Origin of the sequence: Paraburkholderia diazotrophica (assembly GCF_038900755.1) — a bacterium.
Classification (GTDB): Bacteria; Pseudomonadota; Gammaproteobacteria; order Burkholderiales; family Burkholderiaceae; genus Paraburkholderia; species Paraburkholderia diazotrophica_A.
Map to the genome: position 1 here is coordinate 507,281 of NZ_JBBPEN010000001.1, position 16,413 is coordinate 523,693.

Here is a 16,413-nt window from a genome sequence, read left to right on the forward strand (position 1 = left end):
AATCCGCTTTTGAGGCCGACGCAGGCAGCCACGCCGCGCATCGCATCGCGTCGTATCGCGAATACGCGGATATGTATCCACCGGGAGCGTTCGGAGCGGGTCACGGCACGATTCGCGGCACAATATCACGCATTGCAGTCCCGATACTGCGCGTGATCGTATTCGCCATGGCCCTGAAGAACCTCCACCGCCGCCTCGACCTCACGACCTTGCAGCTCTTCATCGCCGTCTATGAGGAAGGCACGCTGACGCGCGCCGCCGAACGCGAGGCCATCGCCGTATCCGCTGCCAGCAAGCGTCTGCTCGAACTCGAGCAGGCCGTCGGCGCGACGCTCTTTCAGCGCAACGCGCGCGGCATGACGCTCACGCCCGCAGGCGAAACGCTGCTGCATCACGCGCGCCGTGTGATGCGCGGCATCGAGAATATCGGCATCGAACTCGCGGGCCACGCGAGCGGCGTGCGCGGCTATGTGCGGATGATGGCGAACCTCTCGGCGATCGTCGAATTCCTGCCTGAAGATTTGCGCGCTTTTCTCGCCGTCAACGACCTCGTGAAGATCGATCTCGAAGAGCGGCCGAGCGGCGGCGTCGTCGAAGCGGTCGCGGACAGTCTCGCCGATCTCGGCATCTGTTCCGGTGAAGCGGACGCGCGCGGCCTCGAAGCGACGCACTACCGGCACGACGCGCTGTGCGTCGTGATGCGCGACGATCACCCGCTCGCGGAACGCACGAGCGTTGCGTTCGCGGAAACGCTCGACAGCGATCATGTCGGCCTGCATTCGGCCAGTTCGATCAACGCGCGCACGCATATGGCCGCGCGCCAGGCGGGCAAGCCGCTCAGGCTGCGCATCCACGTGCCGGGCTTCGACGCCGTGTGCCGGATGATCCAGGCGGGAATGGGTGTCGGCGTGTTGCCGACCAACGTTTACCGCATCATGGGGCGGCCTTTGGGCCTCGTCAGCGTCGCGCTCGAAGACGACTGGGCCGAGCGCGATCTCATCATCGTCACGCGCGACGCGGCGCATCTTTCGCCTGTCGCGAAGCTCCTGTTTGACCATCTGCGTTCCGTCGAAGCCTTGTCCAGCAACGCCTAGCGCGGAGCGTTCGCGAACCGCGAAAGGTCGTTGGCGAAATGCGGCTGGACGCTGCGGCGGCCGCGCTTCTAACCTTGTCTCCAACATGAATTCACATTGGAGACAGCATCATGAGTGGTCCGTTGCAGGGTATCCGCGTCGTCGAAATCGGCACGCTGATCGCGGCGCCGTTCGCCGCGCGGCTGCTCGCCGAGTTTGGCGCGGAAGTCATCAAGATCGAAGCACCCGAAACGGGCGATCCGCTGCGCAAATGGCGCAAGCTGCATGAGGGCACGTCGCTCTGGTGGTATCTGCAATCGCGCAACAAGAAGTCGATCTGCGTGAATCTCAAGTCGGCGGAAGGTGCCGACGTCGTCAAGCGTCTCGTCGCCGACGCCGACATCGTCATCGAAAATCTGCGTCCCGGCGCGCTCGAAAAGCTCGGCCTCGGCTGGGATGTGCTGCACGCAATCAATCCGAAACTCACGATGGTCCGCATTTCCGGCTACGGTCAGACAGGCCCGTATCGCGATCGTCCGGGCTTTGGCGCGATCGGCGAAGCGATGGGCGGCATCCGCTATACGACGGGCGATGTCGATGGCGCACCGGCGCGCGTCGGCGTGAGCCTCGGCGATTCGCTCGCGTCGCTGCATGGCGTGATCGGCGCGCTGATGTCGGTGCTGCGCGTGAAGACGGGGCAGGGCGACGGACAGGTGGTGGACGTGTCGCTCGTCGAGAGCGTGTTCAACCTGATGGAAAGCCTCGTGCCCGAATTCGATCTGCTCGGCCATGTGCGCGAGCGCAGCGGCGGCGCGCTGCCGGGCATTGCGCCGTCGAACACGTATCGCACGGAAGACGGCGGCTTCGTCGTGATCGCGGGCAATAGCGATCCCATCTTCAAGCGGCTGATGCATGTGATCGGCCGCCCCGATCTCGCGGACGATCCCGCGCTCGCGCGCAACGATGGCCGCGTCGCGCAAACCGCGATGCTCGATGCCGCGATCACTGCGTGGACCTCGCATCATTCGATCGACGACGTGCTGGCCGCGCTCGAAAGCGCGGAAGTGCCGTCGGGCCGCATCTATTCCGTGGCCGACATCGTCGCCGATCCGCACTATCAGGCACGCGAGATGTTGCTGAAGGCCGACTTGCCGGGCGGCGCGTCGGTGAAGATGCCGGGCATCGTGCCGAAGCTGTCCGAGACGCCGGGCGAAGTGCGCTGGCAAGGTCCCGCGCTCGGTGAGCACACGTCGAGCGTGCTGGCCGATCTGGGCTACGAACAAAGTGAAATCGAGCGGCTGCGCCGCGAAGGAGCCGTGCAATGAACTTCGATGACGACAACATGCGATTCGACAAGCTGATCGTGCAGGAAGTCGCGCCGCGCGATGGCTTGCAGATCGAGCCGACGTGGGTCGAGACGGCCGACAAGATCGCGCTGATCGATCAGCTGTCGACGGCGGGCTTCACACGCATCGAGGCCGGCTCGTTCGTTTCGCCGAAAGCGATTCCCGCGCTGCGCGACGGCGAAGCGGTTTTCACGCAGATCCAGCGACGCGAAGGCGTGGTCTTCGTGGCGCTCGTGCCCAACGTGAAGGGCGCCGAGCGCGCGCTCAATGCACGCGCCGACGAACTGAACCTCGTGATGTCCGCGAGCCAGACGCACAATCGCGCGAACATGCGCATGAGCTGCGAAGCGTCGCTCGATGCGTTCGGCGATATCGTGCGGCTCGCGAAGCATTTCCCCCTATCGCTGAACGCGACGGTCGCGACGGCATTCGGTTGCCCGTTCGAAGGCGCGATCGACGAAGACCGCGTGGTGTCGATCGTCGACACCTACCGCGAAATGGGCATCAACGGCATCACGCTCGCCGATACGACGGGCATGGCGAACCCGCGTCAGGTCGCGCGGCTCGTCAAGCGCGTGCTGCAACGCGTGCCTGCCGACGCGCTCACGCTGCACTTTCACAACACGCGCGGCCTTGGTCTCGCGAACGTGCTGGCCGCGTATGAAGCGGGCGCGCGCCGTTTCGACGCGGCGCTCGGCGGCCTTGGCGGATGTCCGTTCGCGCCGGGCGCATCGGGCAACATCTGCACGGAAGATCTCGTCAACATGTGCGACGAAATGGGCATTCCGACGGGCATCGACTTGCAGAAGTTGATCGCGTTGTCGCGCACGTTGCCCGCGCTGCTCGGTCACGACGTGCCGGGGCAACTGATGAAGGCAGGCCGCAATTGCGACGTGCATCCCGTGCCCGATTACGTGCGCGCTATCTGAAGCATTTTCAATTTCGTTTACTTCGACAACAAACATGCACGCGGGACGGGGTCAAGGCACTTAAGCGCTAACTCAGTCCCACAGGAGACAAAACATGAGTACAACAGACGCAGTGTCGGCGAACGGTCACGACGACAAGCTATCGGCGACCGCCGACATCATCAAAAAGGTAGCGTGGCGGTTGATGCCGCTCATCATGATCTGCTACCTGTTCGCATTCTTCGACCGCATCAACATCAGCTTCGCGAAGTTCCAGCTGCAAAGCGATCTCGGCTTTTCCGATACCGCGTATGGCCTTGGCGCGAGTCTCTTCGTGATCGGCTATGTGCTTTTTGAAGTGCCGAGCAACATGCTTCTGTATAAGGTCGGCGCGCGCAAGTGGATCGCGCGGATCATGATTTCATGGGGTCTCGCGACGGCGGCAATGGTCTTCGTCACGAACGAATGGCAGTTCTATGGACTGCGCTTCGTGATCGGCGCGATGGAAGCGGGCTTTGCGCCTGGCGTGCTCTACTATCTGACGCTGTGGTTTCCGGCGAGCTATCGAGGACGTATCACGTCGCTGCTGTTTCTGGCATCGGCGTTTTCGGGTCTGGTCGGCGCGCCGATTTCAGGCCTCGTGCTCGGGCAGATGGACGGCGTGTTCGGCATTCGTGGCTGGCATTGGCTTTTCATGCTGGGCGGCTTGCCGTGCGTCGTGCTCGGCATTCTTGTGCTGAAGCTGCTGAAGGATCGCATCGACGATGCAGGCTGGCTGTCGCCCACCGAGAAGACGTATCTGTCGGCTCAGGTCGCGCAGCAGGCGCAGCCGACGGCGCACGGTCACTCGCTGCTCGGCGCGATTCGCACGCCTGGGTTTCTCACGCTGGGGCTCGTCTATTTTCTGATTCAGATCGCGTCTTATGGCCTCAATTTCTGGGCACCGCATCTGATCCGCAGCGCCGGCACGCAAAACCCGACGATTATCGGTCTGCTGACAGCCGTGCCGTATATCTGCGGCGCTATCTGCATGGTGGTGGTGGGGCGGATGTCGGATGCGTCGGGCGAGCGCCGCAAGTTCGTGAGCGCGTTGCTGGTGACGGCGGCTGTCGGATTCTTTGCCGCTGGCTTCTTCGACAAGCAGACCGTGATGCTCGTGGTGGCGCTCGCCGTGCTCGGCGCGGGCGTGATCGCTTCGATTCCTGCTTTCTGGGCGCTGCCGCCGAAGCTCGTGACGGGCGCGGGCGCCGCGGGCGGCATCGCGCTGATCAATACGCTGGGACAGTTGGGCGGAATCGTGAGCCCGGTGATGGTCGGTCGCGTGCGCGACGTGACGGGAAGCACGACCCCGGCGTTGTATGTGATCGGCGCGTTGAGCCTGGTCTGCGCGTTGATCGTTCTGTATGGTCTGCCGCAGTCGCTGCGGCAGAGGGATCATACGGGGCGGGGAAACGGATGATGGTTTTATGATCCGATGGTAAAAAAACGCACGGCAATCCGCCGTGCGTTTTTCATTTCACGCCTTCAAATCAAGCCCTCAACTTCCCCGCCGCCGCATCCTCTCGCGACTGTATCTGCAACACGGCATCGCGCTTGTCCAGCAGATGCTGCCGCAATATCGTGCTCAGACGCTTGCCGTCGCGCGCCTCCAGCGCCTTCAGCATTTCATCGTGATCGTGAATCGCGCGGTCCCACTTCGGGGTCTGAAAGTTCGAGCGAAACCGCAACGCCTGCAACCTGCGGTTCACCGCGACATACGTGTGACGCAGCGCCGAATTGCGCGCAGCCTCGTTGATCTTGTCGTGAATCGCCTGATTGCGGCTGTAGTAGCCGGCCAGATCGTTTTGCGTGCGGCACGCGAGCATCGCATAGTGCAGTGCCTTGATGTCGGCCAGTTCGGCAGCCGTCATGCGCTCGGCGGCCAGCTCGCCGGAAAACGCCTCGAGCCCGCTCATCAGCTCGAACGTCTCGCGGATCTCCGCTTCCGACATCTTCGACACCGACGCGCCGCGATTCGGCTCGATGTCGATCAGCCCTTCCGCCGCGAGCACCTTCAGCGCCTCGCGCAGCGGCGTGCGCGAAATGCCGAGCGTCTCGCACAACTCGCGTTCGTTCAGCTTCTTGCCCGGCTCGAGCACGCCTTCGACGATGAAGCGCCGGATGTGTTCGACCACCGTGTCGTGCAGACGCTGGCGTTCGACCTTCGGCATCAGGGGAGGCGGTGTCAGGCCTGCGTCAATGTCCGAATTTTGCATGCAAAAATCCTCAAGCGATATGCGTCAATTTTAAAGCATGCAAGTCTTTCCGAGGAAATATGCGGGTAAACACTGCCTTGGGACGATGGCGATCCGTTGCTATAGTTTTTTGCATGCAAAATTCAATCGAGGAGATCGACCGATGCTGAAGCTCGACTTTCATCCCGCAGGCCGCCACTTCTTGCAGATTCCGGGTCCTAGCCCGGTGCCCGACCGCATCCTGCGGGCGATGAGCTATCCGACCATCGACCATCGCGGTCCGGAGTTCGGCGCGCTCGGCCTGAAAGTGCTCGAAGGCATCAAGAAGATCTTCAAGACGCAGCAGCCCGTCGTGATCTATCCGGCGTCGGGCACGGGGGCGTGGGAGGCTGCGCTGTCGAACACGCTGAGCCCCGGCGATCACGTGCTGATGTTCGAGACGGGCCACTTCGCGACGCTTTGGAAAAAGATGGCCGACAACCTCGGGCTGAGGCCGGAGTTTCTGGGCCTGCCCGGCATCGAAGGCTGGCGGCGCGGCGTGCAGCCGCAGATGATCGAAGCGCGTCTGCGCGAAGACACGCAGCACGCGATCAAGGCCGTGTGCGTCGTTCACAACGAGACGTCGACGGGCGTCACGTCCGATATCGCGGCCGTGCGCCGCGCGATCGATGCCGCGGGCCATCCGGCGCTGCTGCTCGTCGATACGATCTCGGGCCTCGCGTGCGCCGACTATCGCCACGACGAATGGGGTGTGGACGTGACCGTGTCCGGTTCGCAGAAGGGCTTGATGCTGCCGCCAGGCATCAGCTTCAACGCGGTGTCGCAGAAGGCAATCGACGCAGGCAAGCACGCGAAGCTGCCGCGCGCGTTCTGGGACTGGGCCGAAATCATCGAAATGAACAAAAGCGGCTACTGGCCGTACACGCCGAACACGAACCTGCTGTACGGGCTTTCGGAAGCGCTCGACATGATTCTTGGCGAAGGACTCGACAACGTGTTCGCGCGTCACGACCGTCTCGCCGAAGCATGCCGCCGCGCAGTGCGCGCGTGGGGCCTCGAGATTCAATGCGTCGATCCGTCCGTCTATAGCCCCGTGCTGACGGGCGTGATGATGCCGGACGGCATCGATGCAGATGCCGTGCGCAAGGTCATCTACGAACGCTTCGACATGTCGCTCGGAACAGGTCTCGGCAAGATGAAAGGGCGCATGTTCCGCATCGGTCATCTGGGCGACTGCAACGACCTCACGCTGATGGCCACGCTCGCGGGCGTCGAAATGGGCCTGCAACTCGCGGGCGTGCACATCGCCGCGAGCGGACTGCCCGCTGCGATGGAATTTCTGATGTCGCAGCCGAACGCGCCGAAACTCAAGGCGGCCGCGTGATCCGCCGATAAACATCAGCGATGAAGGAAGCGGATAACAGCGCTTCCTTCGTTCGATGACGATGGCGATAACGAGCAACCCCGCGCGCCTCGTCAGCGCAATGCGCAACAACAAGAAAGAAGCACACAAGCGAACAGCACCACAGACGCGATCAACGCAAACGGCAGACCACGCAGACGGCGGCTCGCGCGGCACCACGGCTGAACAGCCCGCGCGAACGCGCCGTCACAAGCAACGGAGACAGACGATGAAGCGGTTTCGTGTGACCAGTGCGACCAGTATCGTTCTACTGATGCTATGCATCATGTACTTCATCACCTACCTTGACCGCGTCAACGTCAGCACGGCGGCTGCGGGCTTCGGCAAGGAGTTTCATCTTTCGCATACGGAAGTCGGCCTCGTCTTCTCGGCCTTTGCTTATCCGTATCTGGTGTTCCAGATTATTGGCGGATGGGTCAGCGATCGCTTCGGCGCGAAGCGCACGCTGATCGCATGCGGCGCGATCTGGGCCGTCGCGACCCTGTTGACGGGCTTCGCGGGCGGCCTGGCTTCGCTGCTCTGCGCGCGCGTGCTGCTCGGCTTCGGCGAAGGCGCGACGTTTCCTGCCGCGACGGCTGCGATGTCGCGCTGGGTCGCGAAAGAAAAACGCGGCTTCGCGCAGGGCATCACGCACTCGGCGGCGCGCATCGGCAATGCGATCGCGCCCGGCGTGATCGTGCTCGTGATGACGACGTGGGGCTGGCGCGAATCTTTCTATATCTGCGGCGCGTTCAGCTTGCTGTGGGTCGTCGTGTGGGCACTGACGTTCACCGAGCATCCGAAAGAACATCGCCGCATCACGCAGGCGGAACTCGACGTGTTGCCCGCGCCGAAGGCCAAGACCGCAAATGTGCCGTGGAACGCGCTCTTCAAGCGCATGGCGCCCGTCACCATCGTGTACTTCTGCTATGGCTGGACGTTGTGGCTGTTCTTGAGCTGGATTCCGCAGTACTTCCTGCATAGCTATCACCTCGATCTGAAGAAGTCGGCCGTGTTCGCTTCGGCGGTGTTCTTCGCGGGCGTGATCGGCGATACGCTGGGCGGCATCGTCACCGACAAGCTCTTCGAGCGCACGGGCAGTCTCAGGCGCGCACGCAGCTGGATGGTGTCGATCTGTATGCTGCTCACGCTTGCATCGCTGGTGCCGTTGATGTTCACGCACAACGTGTATGTGTCGATGATGTGCCTGTCGTCGGGCTTCTTCTTCGCCGAGATGACGATCGGGCCAATGTGGGCCATTCCGATGGACATCGCGCCGGAACACTCGGGCACCGCGAGCGGCATGATGAACACGGGCTCGGCGCTCGCGGCGATCATTTCGCCCGTGCTGTCAGGCTATCTGATCGATTCGTTCGGCAACTGGGAACTGCCTTTCGTGGGCAGCATGCTGCTGATGGCGATCGGCGTCGTGCTCGCGTTCCGCATGCAACCGGAAAGCCGTTTCGCAGTCGGCGCAGAGCCGAGCGCACAACCTGCCACGCGCTTCAATGCGTGAATCTTGCTAACGTCCGAATGAACATGCTGAGCCGACAACTTGCCGACGCGCGCGCCGATCACACGACGCTCGCGTCGCTCCCGACCGAACTGATTCCCGCCGACGCAAGCGCCGCTTACGCGATCCAGCACGAGCTGCTGGCGTCACGCGGCGCGCGCATCGGCGGCTGGAAAATCGGCGCGAAATCCGCCGATGGCGCGATTCAGGGCGCGCCTCTGCCATCGACCGATCTGCACGTCGACGGCACGCGTCTGCCGCGTGCTCACTACAAGCCGCTCGGTCTCGAACTGGAAATTGCGTTCCGCTTCAACCGGCGCTTCGAGCCGGCTGCGCACGCGTATCATGAAACGGATGTGCTCGGCGCAATCGATTCGATGGCGGCTACGATCGAAATCGTCGCGAGCCGCTTCGAGGCGTGGCCCAACGTCGACAAGCTCGCGCAACTTGCGGACTTGCAGAATCACGGCGCGTTGATCGTCGGTGAGTTCACGAAGTATCGACGCGATTTTCCGTTCGTCGCGCCCTCGCTTGCTTTCACGTTCGAAGGGCGCGACGTCGTGAAGGCGGCGCCGTCGAATCCGTGCGGCGATCCGCGTCGTCTGCTGACGTGGCTCGTCAATCACTGCACGCAGCATCGCGGCATTGCCGTGACGCCCGACATGGTCGTGACAACGGGCTCTTTTACGGGCATGTTCTTCCCACAAGAAGCGGGCACCGCGCACGGAAACATCGAAGGGCTTGCGCCCGTGAGCGTCACGCTCGAATAGTCGCGCTTTTTCAGGGCTCGCCTATCGCCCATCCGCCTATCAGCCGCGCCGTCGAGGCATCTCACAGGCCGAAGCACATGTCGAACGCCAACTCCACTCTGCTCGTCAAACCGATCCATCTCGTGCCTTCGTCGGCGCGCATGGGGACGCCGCTTGCGAACCGGCTGCGCAAGGAACTGCGCGGCGACGTGCTGTTCGATGCCGCAAGCCGTGGCCGTTATTCGACGGATGCATCGATCTATCAGATCACGCCGATCGGTGTCGTCGTGCCGCGCGATCAGGACGATCTGCGCGTCGCGCTGGACATCGCGCGCAGCGAGCACGTGCCGCTGCTCGCGCGCGGCGCGGGGTCGAGCCAGTGCGGACAGACAGTGGGCGAGGCGCTCGTCGTCGATACGAGCAAGTGGCTGAATCAGGTCATCGACTTCGACAAGGACAGGCGCACTGTGACGGTCGAGCCCGGCATCGTGCTCGATCATCTGAATGCATGGCTGAAGCCGCATGGCCTGTGGTTTCCTGTCGATGTGTCGACGGCGGCGCAGTGCACGATCGGCGGAATGGCGGGCAACAACTCGTGCGGTTCGCGCTCGATCGAATACGGCAACATGGTCCACAACGTCGAAGCGATCGACGCGATTCTCGCGGACGGCACGCAAGCGCACTTCGCTTCGCTGCGCAGCGGGCCGCAGGGCACGCGTTTGCAGCAGATTCTCGAAGGCGTGAAGGCGATTGCGCTGCGCGAGCGCGATGAGATCGTCGCGCAGGTGCCGAAGGTGTTGCGGCGCGTCGCGGGCTACAACATCGATCTGTTCGATTGTCAGAATCCACGCGCCTACACAGACGATGGCTTTGCAAATCTCGCGCATCTGCTCGTCGGCTCGGAGGGCACGCTCGCGTTCAGCCGACAGTTGACGCTGAAGCTCGCGCCATTGCCCACGCACAAGACGCTGGGCGTCGTGAACTTCCCGACGTTCTGGCAGGCGATGGACCTCACGCAGCACATCGTGAAGCTCAAGCCCGTTGCCGTCGAACTGGTCGATCGCACGATGATCGATCTCGCGATGAGCAATCCTTCGTTCCGGCCGGTGATCGAAAAAGCACTGGTCGGCAGGCCGGAAGCGATTCTGCTCGTCGAGTTCGCCGGCGATGATCTCGATGCGCAGCTCGCGTCGCTCAAGCAGTTGACGGAGCTGATGGCCGATCTCGGCTTGCCCGATTCCGTCGTGCAGATGCCCGACGCCGCCGAACAAAAAGCGCTGTGGGAAGTGCGCAAGGCAGGCCTGAACATCATGATGAGCATGAAGGGCGATGGCAAGCCCGTATCGTTCATCGAAGATTGCGCAGTGCCGCTCGAACATCTCGCCGAATACACGAGCCGGCTTACGGACGTGTTTCATCGCAACGGCACGGAGGGGACGTGGTACGCGCATGCGAGCGTCGGCACGCTGCACGTGCGGCCCATTCTCGACATGCGCCGCGACGGCGCGAAGAAGATGCGCGCGATCGCGGAAGAGGCGGCCGCTCTGGTGCGCGAATACAAGGGCGCGTATTCGGGCGAACATGGCGATGGACTGTGTCGCGGCGAATGGGTTGCGTGGCAATACGGTCCGCGCATCAATCAGGCGTTCAGCGAGATCAAGGCGCTTTTCGATCCCGACAACCGGATGAATCCGGACAAAATCGTGCGTCCGCCGAAGATGGACGACGCGCGCAACTTCCGCTTTGCACCCGGATACAAGGTGCATCCGTTGACGCCCGCGCTCGACTGGTCGACGTGGAACGTCGAGCGCGATCCGCTGACGGGCGTGGAAACGGCGCGCGGAACGGGCAGCGATCTGGCGGGCGGCCTCGCGAAAGCCGTCGAGATGTGCAACAACAACGGGCATTGCCGCAAGTTCGATGCGGGCACGATGTGTCCGAGCTATCGCGTGACGAAGGACGAGCAGCACGTGACGCGCGGGCGCGCGAATACGTTGCGGCTCGCATTGTCGGGGCAACTCGGCGCGGAAGGGCTCGCGAGCGAGGACGTGAAGGATACGCTCGATCTGTGCGTGTCGTGCAAGGGCTGCAAGCGCGATTGCCCGACGGGCATCGACATGGCGAAGTTCAAGATCGAGGCGCGCGCAGCGTGGGTGCAAAAGCACGGCCTGCGCCTGCGCGACAAGATGATCGCGTTCATGCCGCGTTATGCGGCGATGGCGGCCGGCATGCCCGGCGTATTCGCGTTCGCCGCGAACTTGCCGTCGGTCAAGCGCGCGCTCGGCTTTGCGCCGCAACGTTCGTTGCCGCGCTTCGTCAAGCCGTTTCTGAGCGATGCCAAGGTGAGCGCTGCATCTTCGTATGCTTCGAAAGAAGCACAAAAAGAAGTGCTGCTATTCGTCGATACGTTCAACAACAGCATCGAACCGGAGAACGCGCGCGCCGCGCGACAGGTGCTCGAAGCAGCGGGCTATACCGTGCACTTCAATACGCGCGCAGGCGAGCGTCCTCTGTGCTGTGGACGCACGTTCCTCGCAGCGGGTCTTGTCGACGAGGCGAAGCGCGAGGCGCGCAGAATGTTCGATGCGTTCAGGCCGTTCGTCGAGCGCGGCGTGTCCGTCGTCGGATTGGAGCCGTCGTGTCTGCTGTCGTTGCGTGACGAGTTTCTGCACTACGGCTTCGGCGAAGAAGCGGAGCGTCTGTCGAAGCGCGCAATGTTGTTCGAGGAGTTTCTCGTCAGCGAGCAGAAGGCCGGCCGTCTGAAGCTTGAATTGAAGCCGTTAGGCGGTGGCGTCGATCAGGCGCTCGTGCATGGTCATTGCCATCAGAAGGCGTTCGATGCTTTTTCTCCTGTGCAAACCGTGCTGAAGTGGATTCCCGGGCTTAAGGTATCGACGGTCGAATCGTCGTGCTGCGGAATGGCGGGCAGCTTCGGATATGAAGCGGAGCATTACGACGCATCGATGGCGATGGCCGAGTTGTCGTTGTTGCCCGCCGTGCGCAAGGTCGACGCGAATACGGTGATCGTCGCCGATGGGACGAGCTGCCGTCATCAGATTCACGATGGCGCGGGTGTTGAGGCGTTGCATGTTGCGCGGGTGTTGGCGCGGGCGTTGAGGTAGAAACCAGAAATAACGCGCAAGCCTTCGCTTCGAATGCGAACACGGAGCGAAGGCTTTTGCTCAGCGTGTTTTAGCGCGCAATCTCCCGCAAGTACGCCGACACCTTCCCAAGCCCCGCCACCAGCACATCGCGATTGTTCGCATAGCCGATGCGCACATAACCTTCCACGTCGAGCGCGCTGCCCGGCGTGAACATCACGCCCGTCTTTTCCAGCAGCGCGACGCAGAAATCACGCGACGGCATATCGACATCGACGCGCACCAGCGCCGTCGTGCCCGACTTCGGTTTCACCCAGGACAGCAGCGGCTCTTTCGCGATCCACGCATCGAGCAGCGCGAGATTCGTGCACAGAATGCCGTGATTGCGTTCGAGAATCGCCGCGCGGTTTTCGAGCGCGATCGACGCGAGCAGATCGTTGAGCATGCCGACGCTGATCGTGTTGTAGTCGCGATGAATCCGCACTCGTTCGATGATCTCGACAGGCGCGGCGATCCAGCCCACGCGCAGGCCCGCGAGCGACCACGTCTTCGACATGCTGCCTGTGCTGATGCCCTTCTCGTAGACATCCGCGACCGATGCCGTGAAGCCGTTGCCGTCCTGATCGGTGCCTCGATACACTTCGTCGCAGAGTACATAGGCGCCGCACGAGCGCGCGATCTGCGCAATCTGTTTGAGGAACGCGCGGTCCATCAACGAACCGGTCGGATTGTTCGGATTGTTGATCGCGATGATGCGCGTCGTCGGCGTCGCCATGCGCTTCAGTTCGTCGACATCGGGCAGGAACGCGTTTTCCTCGCGCAAACGCAGAACGTCGACTTTCGCGCCGTAGCTTTCGGGAATCGAGTAGTGCTGCTGATACGTCGGCAACACGGAGATCACATGATCGCCGGGCTCGACGAGCGTTTCGTAGACCAGTGCGTTCGCGCTGATCGCGCCATGCGTGATCAGCACGTTCGGCACATCCTGCTTCTCATACAGCGACGCGACGTTGCTGCGCAGCCGCTCGGTGCCGTCGATCGCGCCATACGTGAGCTTCATCGGCAGAATCTCGCCGAGCAGCGCGTCTTCCTTGCCCGCGATCTTCAACAGTTCACCGACCGTCAGCGATTCGACGCACGTTTCCGCAAGATTCAGCTCGCAATGGTTCTCGTAGAGATCCATCCAGCGTTCGACTCCAAATTCCCTGATTTGCATGAGTTCTGTCCTCGAGTGAAAGCAGTGGCATGGGGCGCGGCAAGTGTGGCGTGCGCGGCGCGGGCTCGTGTCTGAATATAGACGATTTGTCTCGAATAGACAAATTGAGTCGATTGATCCAGCGGGCAGCATTGACGAACGAGCGCGCGTCAGAAGACATCGCGCTCAACGTGCTCAACGCGCTCAACGTGTTTAGCGAAGAAAGCCAGGGAAAAGAGTACGCCCGAAAGCGTCGCGAGGCGCGAAGCTTCAGCCTGCGCGCAATGCCTGTCGATAGACGGCGGGCGACACGCCGGTGCCTTGACGGAACCGGTGGCTGAAATGGCTCGCGTTCGCGTAGCCGCATTGGGTCGCGATTTCGGCGAGCGGCATCGCCGTCGTGCGCAGTAGCGTGCGCGCGCGTTCCAGCCTTTGCTGCGCGACCCATGCGTGCGGCGGCAGACCGAACGACGTGCGGAACATCCGCGCGAGATGAAATTCGGAAAGGTTCGCAACGGCAGCCAGTTCGCCGAGTGTGAGTGGCTGCGTCAGATTCGTATCGATGTAATCGCGCAGCCGGCGGCGCGTCGCGACGGCAAGGCCGCCTTTGAGCGCGGCGTCCACGCGGTTCACACCCTGCGAACGCAACAGCAGGCTCAACACTTCATGTGACGTTTCGTTTGCGCGCAAGCGGCCGTCGGCGTCGTCCCAGACGTCGTTTGCGAGCGACTGGCACAGGCTCGCAATGCGCTCGTCCTCGAAGTACGTGCGGTCGGCCAGCGTCAGTTCGCGCGGCTCGCGGTCGAGTTCGCGGATCGCGCGCTGCGTGAAGTGCTCGGGCAGGAAATACAGATGCATGAAGTGCATGTGGCCGCGCACCCACCAGCGCGATTCATGATCGCCGGGCAGCGCGCACAGACGGCTCGGCGCGCCGTAGCGCCCCGGCAGCTTTTGACGCTCGGTGCGATAGCCGCCGTCCAGATAACACGACAGCGTGTGATGGCCGGGCTGATCGTAGACCGTCTCCGCCTCTTTGGTCTCGCGCGTCCAGATCGCGATGGCCAGCTTGTCGCCGAGCCACGCGAAACGCTCGAGCGTCGCATTCGACTCGCTGAGCGTCTGGCAGACCGAATGCAGGCCGAACGGCGGATCGGCGGGGTCGGTCATGGCAATGGACGAAATATTCACGTGAATGAGCGGCTGAAAACGGATGAGGCGTCGTTCGACAAGTAGTTCGACAAGTATACGGCGTGATGCGTTGCGCCTTCGCTGGCCGCTCGAAAGTGCGCAATTCTGGACAATCGAACGGACCCTCGCGGGCGCATAGTCGGGCGGACCGAAGACCGTATTGTGTGGCCCACTGGCGATGAATCTCTTTCTTTATCTCGTGACCGTGCTCATCTGGGGCACCACCTGGATTGCGATCAAATGGCAGCTCGGCGTCGTGCCGGCGCCCGTGTCGATTGCCTGCCGTTTCTGGCTCGCGGCAATCGTGCTGCTCGCGCTGCTCAAGTTGATGCGCCGTCCCGTGTGGCCGCCGCGTGCCGCGTGGCGCTTTCTCGCGGCACAGGGCCTCGCGCTTTTTTGCGTGAACTTCCTGTGCTTCTACTACGCGGAAAGCGTCGTGCCGAGCGGTCTCGTCGCCGTCGTGTTTTCGACAGCGCCGCTGCTGAACTCGCTCAACGGGCGGCTTTTCATGGGCCGCCCGTTGCAGCCGACGGCGATCGTCGGCGCGGTACTCGGCCTTGCCGGCATCGTGTGCCTGTCGTTGCAACAGATGGCGGGGCACCTCGGCGATCACGCGGCATGGCTCGGTCTTGCCGTCGCGTTCGCAGGGACGATGTGCTTCTCGGCGGGTAATCTGCTGTCGAGCCGCATGCAGTCGATGGGCCTGCATCCCATCGTCACGAACAGCTGGGCGATGCTGATCGGCGCGGGCGTGCTGACGCTCGGCAGCCTCGCCGCCGGCTTGCCTTTTGCGCTCGAAGCGGACGCGCGTTATCTCGGCGCGCTCGTCTATCTCGCCGTGCCCGGGTCGGTGATCGGCTTCACTGCGTATCTGATGCTGGTCGGCCGCATCGGGCCCGAGCTCGCCGCCTATTGCACGGTGCTGTTTCCGTTCGTGGCGCTTGCGGTATCGACGGTGTTCGAAGGCTATCGATGGTCGGCGCTTGCCGTCATCGGGCTCGTGCTCGTCGTGGCGGGCAATCTCGTTGCGTTCGGCTTGACGCAGCGTCTCTTCGTGCGGCGGGCACGCACGGCGTGAGGCTCCATCGGGACATGTCGCCGTGCGAACGCGGAAAGCCACGTTGCCGACGTCCCGATGTTTTTGCCGGACGCCACGAGCGATGTGCGTGAAGTGAACCGTCGTTGATCGCCGTCAGTCGAACGGATACCCCCCGATGCATGCCGTCTGTGCGAATGGACGGCTGTGCGCGATGGGTATATAACAACATTACCGATTCCTTCACGATGTCAGCACAGGAGCGACGATTCATCATGACGCGCGATGATCCGGACAAGCAGAAAACTGGCGAACAGCCGGACCTCGAACACCTCGACGCAGCCGTGACCCATGTTGATCAAATGGTGTCGTCGGGCAACATTGCCGTGAGCGCGGCGCGCGGCATTCTCTACAGCCTGATCGAAACGCTGGGCGCGCTGGTCGGCGATCCTGACCTGCCGGAACATGCTCGCTCGGGCTACGAAGGTCTGCTCGAAACAGCGCGCGAATTGCGGGTCAAGCTCGACCGCTGACGGCTGGCTTCCCCGGCATGCATGTGGCGCGTCACTGGCGCCGCATGCATCGCCTGCAACATCTGGTCACAGGATTTCGGCATCGTCGTGCGCCTGTGATACAAAGGGCGCTCGTTTCGTACCGCCTGTCTTCTC

The 16,413-nt window shown here is 62.7% G+C and carries 13 protein-coding genes; 10 read left to right on the forward strand and 3 right to left on the reverse strand.

The window, feature by feature from the left end:
* Positions 1-167: 167 nt before the first annotated feature.
* The 4 genes from AABE10_RS02455 to AABE10_RS02470 all read left to right on the forward strand — a co-directional run bounded on the left by AABE10_RS02455 (position 168) and on the right by AABE10_RS02470 (position 4,786).
* Positions 168-1,094, forward strand: coding sequence for a LysR family transcriptional regulator (locus AABE10_RS02455; RefSeq protein WP_342931699.1), 927 nt, complete (start codon positions 168-170; stop codon positions 1,092-1,094).
* Between the two features lie 110 nt (positions 1,095-1,204).
* Positions 1,205-2,398, forward strand: a complete 1,194-nt coding sequence (locus tag AABE10_RS02460; protein ID WP_342931700.1) for a CaiB/BaiF CoA-transferase family protein — start codon at positions 1,205-1,207, stop codon at positions 2,396-2,398.
* Positions 2,395-3,348, forward strand: a complete 954-nt coding sequence (locus tag AABE10_RS02465; RefSeq protein WP_342931701.1) for a hydroxymethylglutaryl-CoA lyase — start codon at positions 2,395-2,397, stop codon at positions 3,346-3,348. Before AABE10_RS02460 ends, AABE10_RS02465 begins: the two co-directional genes overlap by 4 nt.
* Before the next feature lie 94 nt (positions 3,349-3,442).
* Positions 3,443-4,786: an MFS transporter gene (locus AABE10_RS02470; RefSeq protein WP_342931702.1), complete on the forward strand. Its 1,344-nt coding sequence runs from the start codon at positions 3,443-3,445 to the stop codon at positions 4,784-4,786.
* Positions 4,787-4,856: 70 nt separating this feature from the next.
* On the opposite strand, the gene AABE10_RS02475 is transcribed toward AABE10_RS02470, so the two are convergent.
* On the reverse strand, positions 4,857-5,582 hold the full coding sequence (locus AABE10_RS02475) for a GntR family transcriptional regulator (protein WP_342931703.1): 726 nt from the start codon (positions 5,580-5,582) through the stop codon (positions 4,857-4,859).
* 142 nt (positions 5,583-5,724) lie between these two features.
* Here AABE10_RS02475 and AABE10_RS02480 point away from each other — a divergent pair, with 142 nt between their 5' ends.
* From AABE10_RS02480 to AABE10_RS02495, 4 genes are all read left to right on the forward strand, one after another.
* A complete protein-coding gene (locus tag AABE10_RS02480) occupies positions 5,725-6,945 on the forward strand; it encodes a pyridoxal-phosphate-dependent aminotransferase family protein (RefSeq protein WP_342931704.1) in 1,221 nt (406 codons plus the stop codon).
* A 247-nt stretch (positions 6,946-7,192) separates the two neighbouring features.
* On the forward strand, positions 7,193-8,479 hold the full coding sequence (locus tag AABE10_RS02485) for an MFS transporter (protein WP_342931705.1): 1,287 nt from the start codon (positions 7,193-7,195) through the stop codon (positions 8,477-8,479).
* 17 nt (positions 8,480-8,496) lie between these two features.
* A complete protein-coding gene (locus AABE10_RS02490) occupies positions 8,497-9,246 on the forward strand; it encodes a 2-keto-4-pentenoate hydratase (RefSeq protein ID WP_342931706.1) in 750 nt (249 codons plus the stop codon).
* A gap of 77 nt (positions 9,247-9,323) precedes the next feature.
* Positions 9,324-12,347 carry an FAD-binding and (Fe-S)-binding domain-containing protein gene (locus AABE10_RS02495; RefSeq protein WP_342931707.1) on the forward strand — a complete coding sequence of 1,008 codons (3,024 nt, stop codon included), beginning with the start codon at positions 9,324-9,326 and terminating at the stop codon, positions 12,345-12,347.
* A gap of 70 nt (positions 12,348-12,417) precedes the next feature.
* Here the strand turns inward: AABE10_RS02495 and AABE10_RS02500 are convergent, their stop codons facing one another.
* Positions 12,418-13,542, reverse strand: a complete 1,125-nt coding sequence (locus AABE10_RS02500) for an aminotransferase (RefSeq protein WP_342931708.1) — start codon at positions 13,540-13,542, stop codon at positions 12,418-12,420.
* A gap of 249 nt (positions 13,543-13,791) precedes the next feature.
* Positions 13,792-14,688 (reverse strand): AraC family transcriptional regulator, encoded by an 897-nt coding sequence (locus tag AABE10_RS02505; protein WP_342932238.1) that lies wholly within the window; start codon positions 14,686-14,688, stop codon positions 13,792-13,794.
* Between the two features lie 199 nt (positions 14,689-14,887).
* Here AABE10_RS02505 and AABE10_RS02510 point away from each other — a divergent pair, with 199 nt between their 5' ends.
* Complete coding sequence (locus tag AABE10_RS02510) at positions 14,888-15,787, forward strand: DMT family transporter (RefSeq protein ID WP_342931709.1); 900 nt, start codon at positions 14,888-14,890, stop codon at positions 15,785-15,787.
* A gap of 233 nt (positions 15,788-16,020) precedes the next feature.
* On the forward strand, positions 16,021-16,278 hold the full coding sequence (locus AABE10_RS02515) for a hypothetical protein (RefSeq protein WP_090869862.1): 258 nt from the start codon (positions 16,021-16,023) through the stop codon (positions 16,276-16,278).
* Positions 16,279-16,413 lie beyond the last annotated feature (135 nt).

Coding starts and splice junctions, on each gene's coding strand:
- AABE10_RS02495 (WP_342931707.1), top strand. CDS start 9,324: ATGTCGAACGCCAACTCCACTCTGCTCGTCAAACCGATCCATCTCGTG.
- AABE10_RS02480 (WP_342931704.1), top strand. CDS start 5,725: ATGCTGAAGCTCGACTTTCATCCCGCAGGCCGCCACTTCTTGCAGATT.
- AABE10_RS02505 (WP_342932238.1), bottom strand. CDS start 14,688: ATGACCGACCCCGCCGATCCGCCGTTCGGCCTGCATTCGGTCTGCCAG.
- AABE10_RS02485 (WP_342931705.1), top strand. CDS start 7,193: ATGAAGCGGTTTCGTGTGACCAGTGCGACCAGTATCGTTCTACTGATG.
- AABE10_RS02465 (WP_342931701.1), top strand. CDS start 2,395: ATGAACTTCGATGACGACAACATGCGATTCGACAAGCTGATCGTGCAG.
- AABE10_RS02510 (WP_342931709.1), top strand. CDS start 14,888: ATGAATCTCTTTCTTTATCTCGTGACCGTGCTCATCTGGGGCACCACC.
- AABE10_RS02500 (WP_342931708.1), bottom strand. CDS start 13,542: ATGCAAATCAGGGAATTTGGAGTCGAACGCTGGATGGATCTCTACGAG.
- AABE10_RS02475 (WP_342931703.1), bottom strand. CDS start 5,582: ATGCAAAATTCGGACATTGACGCAGGCCTGACACCGCCTCCCCTGATG.
- AABE10_RS02455 (WP_342931699.1), top strand. CDS start 168: ATGGCCCTGAAGAACCTCCACCGCCGCCTCGACCTCACGACCTTGCAG.
- AABE10_RS02490 (WP_342931706.1), top strand. CDS start 8,497: ATGAACATGCTGAGCCGACAACTTGCCGACGCGCGCGCCGATCACACG.
- AABE10_RS02470 (WP_342931702.1), top strand. CDS start 3,443: ATGAGTACAACAGACGCAGTGTCGGCGAACGGTCACGACGACAAGCTA.
- AABE10_RS02460 (WP_342931700.1), top strand. CDS start 1,205: ATGAGTGGTCCGTTGCAGGGTATCCGCGTCGTCGAAATCGGCACGCTG.
- AABE10_RS02515 (WP_090869862.1), top strand. CDS start 16,021: ATGACGCGCGATGATCCGGACAAGCAGAAAACTGGCGAACAGCCGGAC.